This is a genomic window from Kitasatospora sp. NBC_01539 (genome assembly GCF_045040525.1).
Classification (GTDB): Bacteria; Actinomycetota; Actinomycetes; order Streptomycetales; family Streptomycetaceae; genus Kitasatospora.
This window is the reverse complement of record NZ_CP109390.1, coordinates 9,346,946-9,364,696: the sequence shown is the minus strand read 5'-3', so window position 1 is coordinate 9,364,696 and position 17,751 is coordinate 9,346,946. Positions and strand designations below refer to the sequence as shown.

Here is a 17,751-nt window from a genome sequence, read left to right as displayed (position 1 = left end):
CCGGCGACGTACTCCGGGCTGCTCGAACCGATCCGCAAGGCGTTCGCGAAGGCCAACGGCGTGAAGCCGGCGCTGTTCAGCGCCAACTCCGAGGGCGCCTGCCCCACCTGCAACGGCGCGGGCGTCGTCTACACCGACCTGGCGATGATGGCCGGTGTGGCCTCCCCCTGCGACGACTGCGAGGGCAAGCGGTTCCAGGCCTCGGTGCTGGAGTACCGCCTCGGCGGCCGCGACATCAGCGAGGTGCTCGCCATGTCGGTGGCGGAGGCCGAGGAGTTCTTCGGCACCGGCGAGGCCCGCACCCCGGCCGCGCATGCCGTCCTCGACCGGCTCGCGGACGTCGGGCTCGGCTACCTCACCCTCGGCCAGCCGCTCCCCACGCTGTCCGGCGGCGAGCGGCAGCGGCTCAAGCTGGCCACCCACATGGCCGACAAGGGCGGCGTGTACGTCCTGGACGAGCCGACCACCGGCCTCCACCTCGCCGACGTCGAGCAGATGCTCGGCCTCCTCGACCGGCTCGTCGACTCCGGCAAGTCGGTGATCGTCATCGAGCACCACCAGGCCGTCATGGCGCACGCCGACTGGATCATCGACCTCGGCCCCGGCGCCGGCCACGACGGCGGCCGGATCGTCTTCGAGGGCACACCCGCCGACCTCGTCGCCGCCCGCTCCACCCTCACCGGCGAGCACCTCGCGGCGTACGTCGGCGGCTGACCGCGCCGTCGCTCCCACCGGGCGGTGCGACACCCGCTGCCGCACCGCCCGGTGGCCACCCGCACGGGTCAGCCGTCGCCGAGCAGGGCGTCGAGGAACGCGTTGCGGAACTTCCCGGCCGGGTCGAGTTTCCGCGCCAGCCGTCCGAACTCGCCGGCCTGCTCGTAGCGCGCGGCCAGCTCGTCCGGGGCCAGGCCGGTGAGCTTGCCCCAGTGCGGCCGGCCGCCCAGCGGTATCAGCCGCTCCTCGACCGCCGCGATCACCGGTGCGACGGCGGCGGCGTCGCGGACCCACGTGAAGTGGAAGGTCGCCGTGGGCCGCCGGTACGCGGGGCTGAGCCACAGATCGTCGGCGGCGACCGTCCGGACCTCCGCGACGTGCAGCGCCGGCGCGACCAGGTCGCCGATGTCGCGCAGCGCCTCGAACGCGGCGGGCGCCGCCTCCCGCGGCAGGTAGTACTCCGACTGCAGCTCCTCCCCCGCGCCGGGCGTCAGCTCCGGGCGGAAGTGCGGAAGCCGCTCGAACCACGGCCCGGGCACGTCGAGTTGCTCGGTGCTGTGCTCCGGCGGCATGCCCGGCACGGGGTTGAGCGGGCGGTCCGCCGCCCGGCCGCCCTCCCAGCCGCTGCCGCTGTCACTGCTGCTATCACTGTGACTGCCGCTGCCGTCGGTACGCCGCTTGAGCCAGACCTGGGCCTCCGGGCCGCGCCAGTCCGTGAACACGCTGACGCTGTCGGCGGCGCCGAGGACTGCGTCGAAGCGGTCGGCGACCTCGGTGAGGGGTACCGCCACCCGGACGCGCTGCGCCATCGTGTACGCGGGTTCGACCTCCAGGGTGAGACGGGTGACGACGCCGAGCGCGCCGAGTGCGACGACCGACCCGGGGAAGGTGTCCGGTGCGGTGGCGCGGTCCAGCTCGACGAGGTCGCCCTCCGGGCCGACGAGTTGGAGGCCCGTCACGGCGGCGGCCAGACAGCGGCGGGCGTCGCCGGAACCGTGCGTGCCGGTCGCCACCGACCCGGCGACGGAGATGTGCGGCAGCGACGCGAGGTTGCCGAGGGCGAGGCCGGACCGGTGCAGGGCGACGGCGAGTTCGGCGTAGCGCAGGCCCGCCGGCACGCGGACCGTCGAGCGGTCGGTGTCCACGTCGACGGCGGCCGGCAGCCCGTCGAGCACGACGAGGTCGCCGGGCGCGGCGGCGACCCGGCTGAACGAGTGGCCGCTGCCGAGCGCTCTGATCCGGGCCGAGCCGGCGACGAGCCGGCGCAGCTCGTCGAGGTCGCGCGGCCGGTGGGTGCGCTCGGCGCCGAAGGCGACGTTGCCGGCCCAGTTCGTGGTCGGGAGGGACTCCATGGCGTGATCACTCCGATCGGTACGGGTACGGGCACGGGGGCAGATACGGGGGCAGATACGCGGGGCAGGTACGCGGGGCAGGCACGGGGGGCAGGTACGGGGCGGCGGACGGCCCGCGGCTGCACGTGCGGGGTTCCGGCAGCACGGGGCCGGGTGGGGGAGTGCCGCTCGTTCGGGCTCCCCCACCCGGCCCCGCCGCGTGCCGTGCGGGGCGCGGGTCAGCCGACCGGCGCCGTCACCATGTCGTCGACGAGGACGAAGCGGTAGTCGCGCTCCAGCAGGCCCTCGATGACGGCGGGCAGCGCCTCGACCGTCTGCGACCGGTCGCCGCCGCCGTCGTGCAGGAGCACCACCGACCCCGGGCGGGCCTCGGCGAGGACGGTGTCGGCGATGAAGTCCGCGCCGGGCATCGCCCAGTCGTCCGGGGCGACGTCCCAGAGCACGACGCGGGCGTCCTCCTCGGTGAGCCACCGCACCACCTCGGGGGTGCGTGCGCCGTACGGCGGCCGGAACAGCGTGGGCGCCGGGCCGTCCGACACCTCGGCGATCCGGTCGCGGGTGCGCGCGAGCTGCTCGACCAGCTCCGGGCGGGTGAGCTCCGGCAGGAACGGGTGCGACCAGGTGTGGTTCGCCAGCCCGTGGCCCTGTGCGCGGATCCGCCGGACCTCCTCCGGGTACGCGCCGGCGTTCATGCCCACGCAGAAGAAGGTCGCCGGCACGCCGTACCGCTCCAGCACGTCGAGGATCCGCCCGGTGTAGGGCGGCAGCGGGCCGTCGTCGAAGGTCAGCGCGATCTCCCGGCGCTCGCGGGGCCCGTGGTCGAGGCAGCGGCCCGCGGCGGACATCCGGGCCGTCGCGTCGGCGGCGGAGGCGATCCACCGCTCCAGCAGCGGCTCGCGCCCGGTCTGGGTGCCGCGGTTGCGGACCAGCCGGGTGAGCGCGGCCGGGGCGCGGGCCGCGGCGTGCGCGACGTCGACGGCCGGGACGGACCCGAACGACGGCCGTCGGGGCAGGGCGTCCTCGTCCGCCCGGAACACCTCCAGGCCGGCCGCCATCATGCGGCCGTCGAGGATCCCGTTGGTGCTCTCCACCACGGTGGCGTGCGGGCCCCGGATGCCGCGCAGGTACGCGATCATCTCATCGGCCCGGCCCGCGGCGAACTGCATCCGGGGCAGCACGCGTCCGCCGTCGGGGCCGACGGTGTCGACCTCGAAGCCGGTGGCGCCCCAGGAGACTCCTGAGTACAACATCCTGTACCTCCGTCGGGGCAGCGGCTCAGGCCGGCCGGGTGTACTCGGTGAAGTGGCGCTCGGCGAAGAGCTCGGGCCACCGGCCGTGGTCGAGGCCGAGGTCCTGCGCTCTGCGCAGCACGGAGCGCCAGTACGGCTTGACGGGCGGCCAGAGCCGGCCGGTCTCGCAGTAGGAGGCGTCGACGAAGTAGCGGTCCTTGCCCGCCGATCCGGGCCGGCGGCGCCGGGCGTGGAAGAGCGCCGAGTGCAGCACGACCGTCGACCCGGGCGGCAGCCGGTCGATGACCACCTCGCCCGGCAGCTCCCGGGTGCCGAGCCCGGCACGGGCGTCCTTGTCGGCCACCTCCCGGTGCGAGCCGGGCAGCACGGCCAGCGAGGACGTGCCGCGGTCGAGGCCGTCGAGGTAGTGCAGGGTGTGGATCATCGCGTACCGCCGGTCGGTCTGCGGCCGCTGCTCGTAGTCGTGGTGCCAGGCCTTGCCCGGGGTGTCCGGGGCCTGCCGGTCGCTGTGCAGGTGGTGGAAGGCGAACGACGGGCCCATCAGCCCGGCGAGCAGCTCCAGCAGGGGCGGGTGCCCGACGAGTTCGCCGTGGGCGGGCAGCTCCACCTCGACGACCGGCGGGGCGCCGTGCGCGTCGGGGTCGAGCACCGCGGCGATCGACCGGGCCCGCAGGCCGTCGTCGACCCAGTGGTCGGCCTCCCGCCGGAGCCGACCGGCCAGCTCGTCGGGGAGGAACCCGGGCAGGACGAGGTAGCCGTCCTCCGTGAACCGGTCGAGGTCGGTGGACCTGAGGGGCAGTAACGTCTGAGGGGTCATGGGCGTACTCCGCTCTGTTGCGTTCGGTGTCCCTCGGCGGGCGGCGCGGCCGCGGCGGGCCCGGTGCGCGGACGGGCCCTCGGCGGGCCCGGAGCGTCGCAGGCCGACCGCCGAGACGTCAGGGGCGGTGCCGTACGGGGGCGGGGCGGCCGGTGTCAGTGCCAGCCCCACCAGGTGAGGTCGCAGCCCTCCCAGTGGTGCACGGGGTCGGTCTCGTTCGACTCGAGGAGCCCCGTGGGCAGCACGACGGACCGCAGCCGCCGCTGCCCGTCGGGGGAGAGGACCACCAGGCGGCGGTCACCGGTGTCCGCCGCGTGGCCGACGAGGACGTACCCGAGGTCGCGGTCGTACCGCACCTCGACGGGGTCGCCCTCGGACAGCCCGGCCGCGGCGACGGCGACGGGGGAGTCCGCGGGGGCGCGCTCCTCCAGGCTCTCCACGTAGGGGAGTCCGGCGCGCTGGAGGTACGCCAGCTTGGCGATCAGACGGTGGTGCGCGTCGCCGTCCTCCAGGAAACGGCCGAGGATCTCCAGGTCGGTCGCGCCGATGTCGATGTTGCTGGACAGGTTGCCGCTGTGCATCTGGTAGACGTACGTCGGCTCGATCGGCAGCGACACGGGGATGCGGGCGGCCGCGAACCGCAGCCACAGGTCCCAGTCCTCCGCGTACCGGCACGGCCGGTAGCCGCCGACCGCCTCGTAGTCCTTGCGGCTGTAGAGGCAGCCGACGCCGAGGTAGTTGCGCACCAGCATGTAGGCGTACTGGTCGTCGGAGTCCGGCAGGCGCTCGGTGACCGGCCGCGGGATGTCCTCCGTCTCGTTCTCGACGAGCAGCAGCCGGCGGGGCGCGATCAGCCCGGGACGCTCGGCGTACGCCTTGGTCATGGCGGCGACGGCACCCGGCAGGAGCATGTCGTCCGCGTCGAGCTGGAGGACGAGTTCGGAGCCGGTCGCCGCGATGGCGGTCTGCCGGGCGTGCCAGGTGCCCCGGTGCTCGCCGCGGATGACGCGCAGCGGCAGCAGGTCGGTCCAGCGGCCGGCGCGCTCGTACGTGTCGTCGTCCGAACCGTCGTCGACGACGACGACCTCGGTCGGCGGGACGGTCTGGGTGACGAGGGAGGCCAGCGCGTGGTCGATGTGCGCGGCCCCGTTCAGGACGGGGATGATCACGGCGACGGTGGGCGTGCCCACCGGGTCGTGCGCGGTCAGGGGCATGGGTTCTCCTTCGAGGAGGGGTTGACGGCCGGCCGGGCGTGTTCTCGGCGGCTGCCGGCTCTGCGGGGTGTGCCGGTTCGGCGGCCTGACGGTCCGACCACCGGACCCCGACGGCTCGGCCACCGGTCCGACGGCTCGACCGACGCGCGGCGGTCGGCCTGACGCACGGTCGGACCAGGCGGTCCGCCGGGTCGGTACGGCCCCGCGGGGACGCCCGCGCAACGGTGTCGGAACGGGGCCGGGTCGGGGCCGGGTCGGGACTGGAACGGGGCTGGAACACGGGGCCGGGTCGGGACTGGAACGGGGCTGGAACACGGGGCCGGGTCGTGGCCGGACCGGGACGGAAGGCGGATGGGAAAGCGCTCTCTCGTTCGGGCATGGCCGGCCGCAGCGCCGCAGGTCCGAAATGGGTGCTTCCGTGGGCCTGATGGGGCCTGTGGGACGGTCGCCCGCGACGAGCCGGGCGGTCGGTTCGAGACCGCCGACGCGGTTTTTCGGTGCAGGGCAGAACACAGGCGTTGGCGGAAAGCTGGGAGAGCGTTCTCCCGATTGGCCGCGCTCACCCGGAGCCCGGAATGCCGCTATGGCAAATCGTTGACAAGTTTAGTCAAGATCCCTGCGGGAGTGCGGCGAGGAAAGGTGCCGATTCACCCGGGAGAAGTCCGCCGGCCGACCGTCACAGGTTCCGGGCGTCCGGGGTCCGAGGACCCGGGCCGACCGGGCGGCGCGGCGGACGGGAGGTGCGTGCGGGACGCGGCCCGCACGGCGCGGGGGTCGTGCGTGTCCGTCGTGTCACGGCCAGTCGATGTCGTCCAGGCCGTCGCCGGCGAGGACGACGGTCGAGGCGCCTCCCGGCGCCTGGATCGCCGCGCTCGACGGGGCGGCGACCAGGAGGGCCAGCAGGAGGGTGGCGAGGGCGGCGGCGGAGGCGGTTCCGATGTACTTGCGCATGACGGCTCCAGTCGAGGAGGGGCAGGGATCGGTGCATCCGTTGGTACGAGAAGAAAAACTAGTCGCGGGAAAAGATCGTTGGCAAGTCCTTGCCTGAAAGATGTCAAATTAGTGACAAGGTGTCACTCTGTGGTGAAGATCACTTGCCTAGCGTGTGCGGGCACAATTGCCAGAAACGGTGTCAGCCCATTACAGTTGCCTCTGGCACAGTGGTGAGGCTCCCGGCATGTCCCTGCAGGCCCCCCGCAGGGGGCTGACCGTCTGACCGAAACTGAATCCGTGTGGATTGTGGGATCAGCATGATGGAGCAGCCCTTTTTCGGCCGTCGCCTCAGGGAGTTGAGGCAGGAGCGCGGCCTCTCGCAGGCCGCCCTCGCGGGCGACGAAATCTCGACCGGATACCTGTCGCGACTGGAATCGGGAGCGCGGCAACCGACCGATCGCGTGGTGGCCTACCTCGCCGACCGGTTCGGCGTCGACCGGTCCGCCTTCGACGTGCCCGCCAGCGGCGGCTCACTGGCCCAGGCCCTCTCCATCGCGACGTCCACGGACAGCGACGAGGCGATCGAAGCCCTCATCACCGCACTGAACCGCGCCCCGGGAGCCGACCTCCTCTCGCGCTGGCAGGCCCTGTGGGTGGTCTTCCGCTACTGGCGGCGCCAGGGCCGGCACTCCGAGGAGCGCGCCTGCCTGGAGGAGCTCGCCCGGATCGCCGACGAACTCGGCCTGCCCGAGCTGCAGTGCCGCGCCTGGGCACAGCTCGCCCGGCTGCTCCGGTCGACCGGCGAGGTGGCCCGCGCCATCGGCGTGGCCTCCCGCGCCTACCAGCTCGCCTCCGAGGCGAAGCTCTCCGTCTCCGACACCGGAGCGGCGCTCCAGACCCTCGTCGCCGCCGAGGCCGAGGCCGGTCAGCTGCCCGACGCCCGGGCGCACGTCGACGAGCTCGTCCGGCTCACGGAACGCGGCGGGTCGGACGTGGCACGCACCGAGGCGCTGTGGTCCGCGGCCACCGTCCGCTCCCGGCAGGGCGACCACGACGGCGCCCGCGACTACCTGGAGCGCGCGATGCTCGGCCTGGAGAGCAGGGTCGACCTCACCCTGTGGGTGCGGCTGCGGCTCGCCGCCGCCTCCCTCTACCTCCAGACCAAGCCGCCCATGGTCGACCGCGGCCGGGACTGCCTGCAGGAGGCCGGGACGGCGCTCTCCCTCGTCGGCACGCCCGTCCTGCGGCAGGAACTGCTCACCCTGCAGGCCTACCTCGCCTTCCACGAGGGGCGGTTCGACGACGCCCGCCGGGCGCACGACGAACTCAGCCGGGACGAACTCCTCCTGGTCTACCGCGACCAGGTGCGCCTGGGCATCCTCGACAGCCGCCTGCTGCTCCTGGAGGGCAGGGAGGCCGAAGGGCTCGGCCGGCTGAAGGAGCTGGGCGAGGAGGCCCGTCAGAGCTCCAACATCGACCTCGCCGCGGACATCTGGCGCATCCTCGCGGAGGCCCTGGAGGAGCTCCACCAGGGCCGGCCCGTCCCCGCCCCCTGAGTCGGCGCCGCGCACCCGCGGCACCCACCCGCGGCATCACGGCATCACGGCATCACGGCATCACGGCATCACGGCACGACGGCAGGCCGACGGCGGTCCCCCACCCGGACGGGGGACCGCCGTCGGCCGTACGTCGTGCCGCCCGCGCGCTCAGAGCTCCAGGACCCGCCGCAGCCACGCCACCCGGGCGGCGTGCGCGCTCCGCGAGACCACCGCCGACGGCACCCATTCGTCGAAGCTGTGGAACGCCCCGGCCCAGACGTGGAGTTCAGCCTCGCAACCCGCCCGCCAGAGGCGCGAGGCGTAGGCGACGCCCTCGTCGCGCAGCGCCTCCACCGAGCCGACCTCCAGGAACGCCGGGGGCAGCCCCGCGAGATCGTGGGCCCGCGCGGGCGCGGCGTACGGCGTGACGGCGTCCGTACCCCGGCGGTCACCGAGCAGTGCCGTCCAGCCCGCGCGGTTGGAGAGGCCGTCCCAGAGACCGACCCGGGCCATCTGCCGGGCGGAGAAGCTGTCGGAACGGTCGTCGAGCATCGGGAACTGCAGCAGCTGCCCGGCCGGCCGGGGCCCGCCGCGGTCACGGCAGAGCAGGGCGAGGCCGGCGGCCAGCGCACCTCCCGCGCTGTTGCCGCTGAGCACGATCCGGTCGGCCGGCAGGCCCAGCCGTACGGCGTGGTCCGCCAGCCAGAGCAGCGCGGCGTAGCAGTCCTCCACCGGCACCGGGTCGGGGTGTTCGGGCGCGAGCCGGTAGTCGACGGACAGCACGGCCAGGCCGAGCTCCCCGGCCCGGTCGAGCTCCCCGGCGAGCTCGGTGCTGCGGTGGCTGCCGGCCACCATCCCGCCGCCGTGCGTGTGGTGGACGACGCCCCGCGGCACGTCGACGGCGGTCGGCCGGCACAGCAGCAGGGGGATCGCGGGCCTGCCGTGCGCGGCGGGTACCTCCAGGTGCTCCAGGGTGAAGGCGCCGCCGCGGAGGATCTGTGCGTCGGTGAGCCGGCCGGCCGCGCTGCGGCGGCGACGGTCCGGGATCAGCGCCGGAGTCAGCGGCATCGCGAGGTCGGCGAGGATCGCCGCGAGCGGCTGCGCCAGCTCGCGGTCGAACGGCGGCGGGGCGCCGCCGGCGGTGCGGGCCGCCGCCGTACGGGTGTCGGTGACGGTGTCGGTGGGGTCGCCGAGGGCGGGGTTGCCGCGGTCGGTCGCGGTGCCGGGGTCGGTGGAGGTGCTGTGCCCGGTGGGGGCGGCGAGGTCGGTCATGGCACTCCTGCCGTGGACGGTCGGGGACGCGGTGCGGTGGGCGGAAGCGGAAGCGGCATCGGCAGCGGCTGGGGGGTTGTGCCGCGGTTCAGGGCGCGTCGTCCGCGAGGATCGCCAACGCGTCGACCTCCAGAAGGAGTTCGGGCAGGAACAGCGCCGCCACCTGCATGACGGTGCTGGCCGGCGGGCGCTCGGTGTCGATGAACTCGTCGCGGACGGCGAGCACCTCGGTCAGGTGCGCCATGTCCGTGAGGTGGACGGTCAGTTTGACGACGTCGTCGAAGGTGCCCCCGGCCGCGGCCAGACAGGCCCGCATGTTGGTGAAGACCTGCCGGGCCTGGGCGGCGGGGTCGCCCTCGCCGACGAGGGAGCCCTTCTCGTCGAAGGGCAGCTGTCCGGCGACGGCGGCCAGCCGGCCAGGGCCGGTCACCACGTGCGTGTAGCCGTCGCTGGGCGCGACGCCCGCGGGTGCGGAGATGTGGGTGAGTCTGGTCATGCCGGTACTCCTGGGGAGAGAGGGGCCGCGTGCGGTGCGGGGGCCGTGAGACGGCCGGTGAAGCGGTCGGCGAGCTCCCGGGCGGTGGACTCCGCGACGGCGTCCGGACGGAAGGCCACCTCCAGGCGCATGCCGCCGTCGTCGTCGGGCCAGAGCTCGGTGTGGAGTTCGAGCGGCAGCTCCAGGTACGGCTGCCGGAGGAACGCCGTGTGCAGGCCGGGGAGTCCGAGCCGGGGTGCGGCGTTGTCCTGGAGGGCGAACAGCACCTGGTAGAGGGGTGGCCGACCGGTGCGTCGCGGCTCGGTGAGTCGCAGCACGTCGGCGAACGGCACGTCCTGGGCGGCGAGTGCGCGGGCCACCGTGCGGCCGGTCTCCCGTGCGCCGGTCGTGCCGCCGTCGAGCGCGGTGCCGCGCAGCCGCAGGCAGAGCATCTCGATGTGGCAGCCGACGGCACCGGCGAGGATCGGCGAGTCGCGCTGCGCCACGGGTACGCCGACCCCGAAGTCCCGCGCACCGGTGGTCTCGGCCAGGGCCGCGGCCCAGTGCGCGAGCAGGGCGCCGAACCGGGTCGTGCCCGCGTCCGTCGCCAGGGCGTCGACGCCGGCGAGCTGGGCCGCGGTGAGGCGGGCCTCCACCCGGCCCGGACCCGTGGCGTCGCGGGTCCCGTCGGCGGAGGGCCAGGGCAGGGCCGGGAGACCCTTCAACTCGTCGCGCAGGTACGACTCGTGGCGGTCGCGCGGCCCGGCGTGCCGGGCGTGGCGGAGGCGTTCGGCGTGGACCTCCGCCAGGCCGGGCGCAGGCCGGGGCGGCTCCGCATCGGCCTGCGGGCCATGGACGGTGGCGGCCGTGCGTTCGGCGTAGGCGTCGGCGAGGTGCCGGGCGAGGACGGACTCCGACCATCCGTCGAAGGCGATGTGGTGCACGACGCAGCCGAACACCGCGGTGCGCGGTCCGTCGGGCGCGCCTGCGGGCCTCACCGGCACCAGCGCCGTGCGCCACACCTCACCTTCGTCCAGGGCGAGTTCGTCGGCGAGTTCGGTGCGGAGCGCCCGGACGGCGGCGGCGGTGTCCGGTCGGTCGGGCAGGACGTCGAGCAGCGGTGGCGGGATGTCCGTCGGCCGTGCGTGCGGGGCCGGGTCGAGGAAGTACCCGCTGTGCAGCGGTTCGTGGCGGCGATGCACGTCGGCGACGGCGTCCTCCAGCGCGCCGTGGTCGAGGTCGCCGGTGATCGTCCAGGTGAGCAGGCAGTGTGCGGTCAGGTCGGCCGGTTCGAGCATCTGCCGGGTGAGGTAGACGGTCTGCAGCGGTGTCAGCGGTGTCAGCGGTGTCAGCGGTGTGTCGGTGGGGTCGGGGGAGGGACCGGAGCCGGTGGCCGCGTCCTGCGGGGGAGTGCCGGTGGCGCGCAGCCAGTCGGCGAGAGGTGACGGTCGGCAGCTCGTAGAGGCGGGAGACCGGCACGGGCCGGCCGAGGCGTGCGGCGAGGCGGGCGCAGACCCGTCCGGCGCCGAGGGAGCTGCCGCCGAGCTCGACGAAGGGGGTGTCGAGCGGTACGGCGTCCCGCCGGAGGACCTCGGCGAAGGCCTCGGCGACCACGCGGTCGGCGGGGTCGGTGAGGGTGGCGGGTGCGACGTCCGGGTCGGCACCGTCCCGTGGGCGGGCCGCGGGGGGTGCCGCGGCCAGGGCGAGGAGCGCGGCTTCGTCGAGCTTGCCCTGCGGGGTGCGGGGGAAGGCGCCGACGGCGACCACGGCGGCGGGCCGCTGGTAGGGGACGAGTGCGGTGTCCAGGATGCGTACGGCGTCCGGCAGTCGGTCGCCCGGTTCCTGCGGGGTGCAGAACGCCACGAGCTCCCGGCCGCCGTCCGCGGTCTGCCGTCCGAGCACCCGGCAGGCGGTGACGCCGGGCAGCAGGCGCTCGATCTGCCGTTCCACCTCGGCGGGTTCGACGCGGTGGCCGCGGATCTTGAGCTGGCGGTCCGCGCGGCCGCGGAAGTGCAGGAGGCCGTCGGTGTCCCACGTGCCGAGGTCGCCGGTGCGGTAGAGGCGCCGGGGGCGCCCGTCGATCACGACCGTGACGAAGGCCCGTGCGGTGAGGGCGGGTTCGCGGAGGTAGTGGAGGGCGAGGCCGTCGCCGCCGAGGCAGATCTCGCCGGTGCGGCCGGCGCCGCAGGGGCGGTCGCCGTCCAGCACGTGCACCTGGGTGCCGGGGACGGGACGCCCGAGCGGGATGCCGCCGGGGAGGTCGCAGTCGACCTCCGTGATGCGGTGGGTCGTGGCGAAGACGGTGTTCTCGACCGGGCCGTAGCCGTTGAGCAGCGCGGTGCCGGGGTGGCGGCGCAGGAACCGGCGGACGTGCGGGGCGGAGAGGCGTTCGCCGCCGGTCATCACCTGGGTGACGCCGCGGAAGGCGTCGAGGTCCTCGTCGACGACCAGGTTGAAGAGGCTGCTGGTGAGCCAGACGGTGTCCGCCCGGTGGGTGGTGACCGCGTCGCGCAGCGCGGCGGGGGAGAGGTAGGCGTCCTCCACGACGAGCGAGGTGCCGCCGTTGAGGAGGACGGACCAGAGCTCCAGGGAGAAGGCGTCCCACGGGGTGGGGGCGGCGAGCGGCACGACGGAGTGCGGGGTGAACCGGGCGAAGCCGTCGGTCGGGAAGAGTCGTGCGGTGGCGCGGTGCGGGGTGACGACGCCCTTGGGCCGGCCGGTCGTGCCGGAGGTGAAGAACACGCAGCAGGCGGCGTCGCCGCCGACGGGCACCGGACGGAAGCCGGCGGGCGGGTCGACCGGTTCGGCCGGCGGGGTCCACACGAGCGGTTCCCGGCCCGTGCCGGTCGGTGGCGTCGTGGCCTGGCCGGTGCCGGGCAGGCCAGGATGGCCGGGTGGGGCGATCAGCAGCGGCGGGTCCAGCAACTCCCGTACGCGGCCGAGGCGGTCGGCGGGCCAGGCCGGGTCGAGCAGGGCGTACGCCGCGCCGGTCTTGAGCACGGCGAGCAGGGCGGTGACGAGGTCGAGGCCCCGCGGCAGCAGGACGGGGACGAGGTCGCCCGGCACGACGCCGGCGGCGGTCAGGCGGCCCGCCCAGGCGTCGGCCGTGCGGTCGAGCTGCCGGTAGGTGAGGCGGCCGCCGGTTCCGACGAGGGCGGTCCGGTGCGGGTGGCGCCGCGCGGTGCGGGCGAACGTCTCGTGCAGTCCCTCGTCGGGCGCGGTGGAAGTGCGCCCCTCGGTCCATGCCGGGTCAGGTAGCACGCCGACCTCTCCCCTCGGGTCCGGTCGGCCTCGCAGTCCACCGCGGAGGCCACCAATGTTGCCAACTGGAAGGCAAGATATTGCCACAGGCTTGTCCGGTCTGGCAATGTTGGCCGGGCCGCGGCCGGGCACCCGCCGGCCGCGGAGGCCGTCCGACCCGCGCAGCGCCGCGGACGGCCCGGGCACCGCGCTAGCCGAAGGTGGTTCGATGGTCCGCGACCGTTCCCTGGATATCGCCGTCACCGGCATCTCCGGACGATTCCCGAACGCCCCCGACGTGGCGTCGCTCTGGGAGGCAGTGAAGGCCGGGCGGGTGCTCACCACCCGCCACGACCGGCAGGACCTCGCCGACGCAGGAGTTCCCCGCGTCCTGCTCGACGACCCCGGCTACGTGCCCGTGCGCGGCCACCTCGACGACGCCGACCGCTTCGACGCCGCGCTCTTCCGGATCAGCCCGCGCGAGGCCGAGCTGATGGACCCCCAGCACCGGCTCATCCTGGAGACCGCCTGGTCGGCCCTGGAGGACGCCGGCACCGACCCGCTCGGCGTCGCTCCCGTGACCGCCGTCTACGCCTCGGCCTCCGGCAGCGGCTACCTCCGCGCCATGGCCGCCGGCGGCCTGCTCGACCCCGTCACGCTGGAGGACGCCGTCCACGGCACGGAGCCCGACTTCCTGGCGAGCCTGGTCTCCTACCGCCTCGGGCTGACCGGCCCCGCCATGGCCGTGCAGACCGCCTGCTCCTCCTCCCTCGTCGCCGTGCACCTCGCCACCCAGGCCCTGCTCAACGGCGACTGCGACCAGGCCCTCGTCGTCGCCGCCGGCATCCCGTACCCGCAGGGCGGGCACCTCCACCTGCCCGGAGGGATCCACTCGCCGACCGGCCGCTGCCGACCGTTCGACGGCGAGGCCGACGGCGTCGTCGCCGGGTCGGGGGTCGCCTGCGTCGTGCTGCGCCGACTGCAGGACGCCCTCGACGAGGACCTCGACCCGTACGGCGTGGTGCTCGGCACCGCCATCAACAACGACGGCTCGGCGAAGGCCGGTTACTACGCGCCGTCGGTCGGCGGGCAGCAGGCGGTGATCCGCGCCGCCCTCCGCGCGGCGGACGTCGACGGCACGACCGTCGGCTACCTGGAGACCCACGGCACCGGCACCCGGGTCGGCGACCCCATCGAGTGGGCGGCGGCCTCCGCGGCGCTCGCCGCCGCGGGCGCCCGGCCCGGACAGGTGGCGGTCGGTGCGCTCAAGGCCAACACCGGCCACCTCGACAACGCCGCGGGCGTGGCCGCGCTGATCAAGGCACTGCTGGTCGTCCGGCACGGCGTCGTGCCCCCGGTGGCCGGCTTCACCACACCGAACCCGCTGCTGGAGTCCGAGGGATCGCCGCTGCACGTACCGCGCGAGGCCGCCGCCTGGACCGGCCCGGAGCCGCGGCGCGCCGGCGTCAGCGCGTTCGGCATCGGCGGCACCAACGCCCACGTCGTCGTGGAGCAGCCACCCCTGCGGCCCGTCACCCCGCCCGTCACCCCTGCCGCCACACCGACCCCCGCTGCCGTACCCGCCGCCGGGTCGTCCGCGGCCACCGCGGTCACCGCCACCGCGCCCACCGCGCCCACCGCGCCCGCCGAGGTGCCGCGGGAGCGGCTCGTGGTGCTGTCGGCCGCCGACCCGGAGGCACTGGCCCGGGCCGCCGACCGGACGGGCCGACACCTCGTCACCACCGGGGCCGACCTCGCGGACGTGGCGTCCACCCTGGCCACCGGACGGGCCGCACTGCCCTGGCGGCTCGCGGTCACCGGACGCGGCGGCGCGGAGGTCGCGGCCCGGCTGCGCAGCGGCGAAGGCGTCGTCACCGGTCGGCGCCCGGTCTCCGGCACGGTGCCCGCGGTGTTCCTCTTCCCCGGCCAGGGCACGCAGCACCCCGGCATGGCACGGCCGTTCGCGGAGGCGCTGCCCGGATTCCGGCAGGCCCTCGACGACTGCCTGGCGGCCCTCGACGACGGCCTCGGCGCCACCGGAGGCTCCGGCGCCACCGACGGCTCCGGGACGGTGCCGACGCCCGGCCTGCTGCGGACGCTGCTGCTCGACCGGGGCGCCCCCGCCGACGCGCTGGCGGACACCGTGCTCGCACAGCCGGCGCTGTTCGCGGTCGGGTACGCGGCCGCCACGGCGCTCGCGGACCTCGGGGTACGCCCCGCCGCGGTGGCCGGGCACAGCCTGGGCGAGATCACCGCGGCCTGCGTCGCCGGCGCGCTCGGCCTCGCGGACGCCGCGCGCCTCGTCATCGCCCGCGGACGGGCCATGCAGGCCTGCCCCGAAGGCGCCATGCTCGCCCTCGGCTGCACCGAGGACGAGGCCCTGGCCTGGATCGCCGCCGCAGGCGCCCTGGTAGGGGTCGCGGCGGTCAACACCCCCGACTCCTGCGTGGTCGCGGGCGCCCCCGGCGAGATCGACGCCTTCGAGGCCTGGCTGGCCGGGCGGACCTTCACCCGCCGGCTCGCCACCGCACGCGCCTTCCACTCGCCGCTCATCGAGCCGGCCCTCGCGGCGGTCGCCGAGGCAGCCGCCGGGTCGTCCCCGCAGGTCCTGCGGGTGCCGCTCGCCGCCAACGCCACCGGCCGCCTCCTGCCGGCCGGGGCCGTCCTCGCCCCCGGCCACTTCGCCGGACAGGCCCGCGGGGCGGTGCGGTTCGCCGACGGACTCGCGGCGGTCGCCGCCCAACTGCCGGGCGCCGTCGCCGTCGAGATCGGGCCCGGCCGGGTGCTGTCGGCGATGGCGGACGCCGCGGGCCTGCCGGCCGTACCGCTCTCGCCGGACCGTACGGCCGGGCCGGGCGCCGAGGTGCTCGCCGCACTGGGCGCCCTCTGGGTGGAGGGGCTGCCCCTCGCACCCGGCGGGCTGTGCGGCGGCGGGCGCACCGTCCACCTGCCGGGCTACGCCTTCGCCGGGCCGCGCTGGATCGCCCCGGAGGCACGCCCGCGCCCCGCCGCCGTTGCGCCGACCGCCGCCGTGACGACCGCCGCCGCACCGGGCGCGGTGACGGCGGCTGCGGTGACGGCGACGGCGGAGGCGGAGGCCGCAGTGGCGGTGGCGGCTGCCGTGACGGTGGCGGTGGGGCCTGCGGTGCCCGACCCATCGGCGGCCGCGGGCACCGCGACCGTCCCGGACGTCGACGTCGCCGTGCTGATGACCCGGTGCTGGCGGGAACTGCTCGGTCACGACGGGCTCACCGACGCGTCCGACTTCTTCGAGCTCGGCGGGGACTCGCTGCTGATCACCCGTCTGGCGCACCGGATCCGGCAGGAGCTCGGCATCCGGGTGCCGGTGCGCGACATGCTGCTCGGCCGCACCCTCGGCCGCCAGACGGAGCTGGCCCGCAGGCTGCTCCACGGGTCGACGGAGACGGTGCCCGCGGGAGTCTCCTGAGCCGCGCCCACCCCCGGGCCCGGCCCGGACGCGAGGCGCCGCCCGCACCCCGGTGGGCCCGGGGGGTGGGCGGCGCCTCGCGCGTCTCCGGCCGGAGTCAGCCCCGCGCGGCCCCGGCAGGTGCGGTGACCTTGCGGGCGACGCGCTCCGCCTCGCGGAGGATCGCGTCGCGGTAGCGCGCACCGAGGGCGGCGACCGGCGGCAGGACGCGGCACTCCTCGACGCTGCCGTCGGGGTGGGGCAGGCCGAACCCGGCGAGCGGGAGCACCGCGGGGAGGGCGCGCGTGTCGTCCAGGGCGTCGAGGTCGGGGGAGGGCAGGGGGATGCCGTCCGCGGTCACCACCCCGACGAGGAGGACGTCCGTGCCGTTGACGGTGCCGCGGACGGCTCCGAGCGCTCGGCCCTCGCCCCCGGCGGCCGCCGCGAGCTCGCGCTCGACCTCCTGGTAGATCCGGTCGGCTTCCAGCCAGCCGAAGGCGAGGGCGAGTTCGAGGTCGAGTCGTGGCCACTTGGCCAGGTAGTACTTGTTGTTGACCCCGGCGGTGGTGCCGTTGGCGGAGAGGTCGCGGGCGTGCGGCAGGTGCACGCCGTACACGTCCTGCGGCAGCAGCACGGGCGTGCCCGTGGCGGCGACGCGCAGCCCCCACTCCTGGTCCTCGGGGCCCCAGCCGTCGAAGCCCTCGTCGAAGTGCAGCCCGTGGCGGCGCAGGGTCGCGGCGGGAAGGGCGAGGAACCCGCCGCGCGCGTACACCCACGGGAAGCGGGCGATCGGCGAGCGGTACGCGGGCGACCAGCGCTCGTCCATGCCGCTGACGTCGGTCTGCTCCAACTGCGCCAGCACGGTGCGGTAGTGGCTGTACGGCAGGGCGGTGACGGTGTCGACGTCGCGTTCGGCCACGTCGTCGTAGCCGATCATCCCGCCGGCGATGCAGACGTTCTGCCGGTGGGCGTAGTGCCGGGTGTAGAGGTTCTCCAGGCAGCCGGGCGGCAGCATCATGTCGGCGTCGAGGAAGACCAGCACCTCGCCGGTGGCCTGGGCCACGGCCAGGTTGCGCGCGTGGCTGAGGTTCCACGGCACGTCGGCCGTCACGGTGACGATGCGGAGCCGGTCCGTGTACTCCCGGCAGAGGGCGGTGTACTCCGGCGCGTACTCCAGGGCGCCGACCACGACCTCGAAGTCCGAGCGGTCGAGGGTCTGGTCGGCGAGTGCGGCGAAGACCAGCCCGATGTTGTCCAGCCGCTGCTTGTAGGGGATCACGACGCTGAATTTCGGCGTGCCCATGTGTGTGCTCCTCACGAGGCCCGGCGGAGGGTGCGGGTCGGGGCCGACCCGGTCCAGCCCTCCGCAGGCCAGACGGTAACGGGCGGAGGCACATCGTGGCAAGGTGTTGCCAAATCTGTTGCCCGAAGGTCTGGAGCAATGCGAACGGGGGAAGAGCAACCCCTGGACGGCCGATCCGGCACCCGCCCGGCACCCGCCCGGCACCCGCCTGGCACC

At 75.3% G+C, this 17,751-nt stretch carries 12 protein-coding genes and 1 pseudogene; 3 read left to right on the top strand and 10 right to left on the bottom strand.

Going from position 1 to position 17,751, the window contains the following annotated elements; all coding sequences use genetic code 11:
* Positions 1-714: ATP-binding cassette domain-containing protein (locus OG335_RS40555; RefSeq protein WP_405008891.1), on the top strand; the 714-nt coding region annotated here is incomplete at its 5' end.
* 68 nt (positions 715-782) lie between these two features.
* Here the strand turns inward: OG335_RS40555 and OG335_RS40550 are convergent.
* From OG335_RS40550 to OG335_RS40530, 5 genes are all read right to left on the bottom strand, one after another.
* Positions 783-2,066 (bottom strand): D-arabinono-1,4-lactone oxidase, encoded by a 1,284-nt coding sequence (locus tag OG335_RS40550; RefSeq protein ID WP_405008892.1) that lies wholly within the window; start codon positions 2,064-2,066, stop codon positions 783-785.
* A 218-nt stretch (positions 2,067-2,284) separates the two neighbouring features.
* The gene (locus tag OG335_RS40545; RefSeq protein ID WP_405008893.1) at positions 2,285-3,316 is read right to left on the bottom strand and encodes a polysaccharide deacetylase family protein; all 1,032 of its coding nucleotides are present in this window, start codon (positions 3,314-3,316) and stop codon (positions 2,285-2,287) included.
* A gap of 25 nt (positions 3,317-3,341) precedes the next feature.
* On the bottom strand, positions 3,342-4,133 hold the full coding sequence (locus OG335_RS40540; protein WP_405008894.1) for a phytanoyl-CoA dioxygenase family protein: 792 nt from the start codon (positions 4,131-4,133) through the stop codon (positions 3,342-3,344).
* A gap of 155 nt (positions 4,134-4,288) precedes the next feature.
* Complete coding sequence (locus OG335_RS40535) at positions 4,289-5,347, bottom strand: glycosyltransferase (RefSeq protein WP_405008895.1); 1,059 nt, start codon at positions 5,345-5,347, stop codon at positions 4,289-4,291.
* A gap of 792 nt (positions 5,348-6,139) precedes the next feature.
* Entirely contained in the window at positions 6,140-6,298 is a 159-nt protein-coding gene (locus OG335_RS40530; protein WP_405008896.1) for a hypothetical protein, read from the bottom strand.
* A gap of 302 nt (positions 6,299-6,600) precedes the next feature.
* Between OG335_RS40530 and OG335_RS40525 the strand changes: the two genes are divergently transcribed.
* The gene (locus OG335_RS40525) at positions 6,601-7,836 is read left to right on the top strand and encodes a helix-turn-helix domain-containing protein (RefSeq protein WP_405008897.1); all 1,236 of its coding nucleotides are present in this window, start codon (positions 6,601-6,603) and stop codon (positions 7,834-7,836) included.
* Positions 7,837-7,986: 150 nt separating this feature from the next.
* Here the strand turns inward: OG335_RS40525 and OG335_RS40520 are convergent, their stop codons facing one another.
* The 4 genes and pseudogenes from OG335_RS40520 to OG335_RS40505 all read right to left on the bottom strand — a co-directional run.
* Positions 7,987-9,090 (bottom strand): alpha/beta hydrolase, encoded by a 1,104-nt coding sequence (locus OG335_RS40520; protein WP_405008898.1) that lies wholly within the window; start codon positions 9,088-9,090, stop codon positions 7,987-7,989.
* Positions 9,091-9,178: 88 nt separating this feature from the next.
* Positions 9,179-9,586, bottom strand: coding sequence for a RidA family protein (locus OG335_RS40515; protein ID WP_405008899.1), 408 nt, complete (start codon positions 9,584-9,586; stop codon positions 9,179-9,181).
* The gene (locus OG335_RS40510; protein WP_405015272.1) at positions 9,583-10,863 is read right to left on the bottom strand and encodes a condensation domain-containing protein; all 1,281 of its coding nucleotides are present in this window, start codon (positions 10,861-10,863) and stop codon (positions 9,583-9,585) included. Before OG335_RS40510 ends, OG335_RS40515 begins: the two co-directional genes overlap by 4 nt.
* Before the next feature lie 205 nt (positions 10,864-11,068).
* A pseudogene (locus OG335_RS40505) lies at positions 11,069-13,075 on the bottom strand (non-ribosomal peptide synthetase); the annotation flags it as partial.
* On the opposite strand from OG335_RS40505, the gene OG335_RS40500 reads away from it, so the two are divergent.
* Positions 13,035-16,253, top strand: a complete 3,219-nt coding sequence (locus OG335_RS40500; protein WP_405008901.1) for a type I polyketide synthase — start codon at positions 13,035-13,037, stop codon at positions 16,251-16,253. The pseudogene OG335_RS40505 and the gene OG335_RS40500 overlap by 41 nt on opposite strands.
* A gap of 97 nt (positions 16,254-16,350) precedes the next feature.
* On the opposite strand, the gene OG335_RS40495 is transcribed toward OG335_RS40500, so the two are convergent.
* Entirely contained in the window at positions 16,351-17,535 is a 1,185-nt protein-coding gene (locus OG335_RS40495) for a glycosyltransferase family 2 protein (RefSeq protein ID WP_405008902.1), read from the bottom strand.
* Positions 17,536-17,751: the final 216 nt, after the last annotated feature.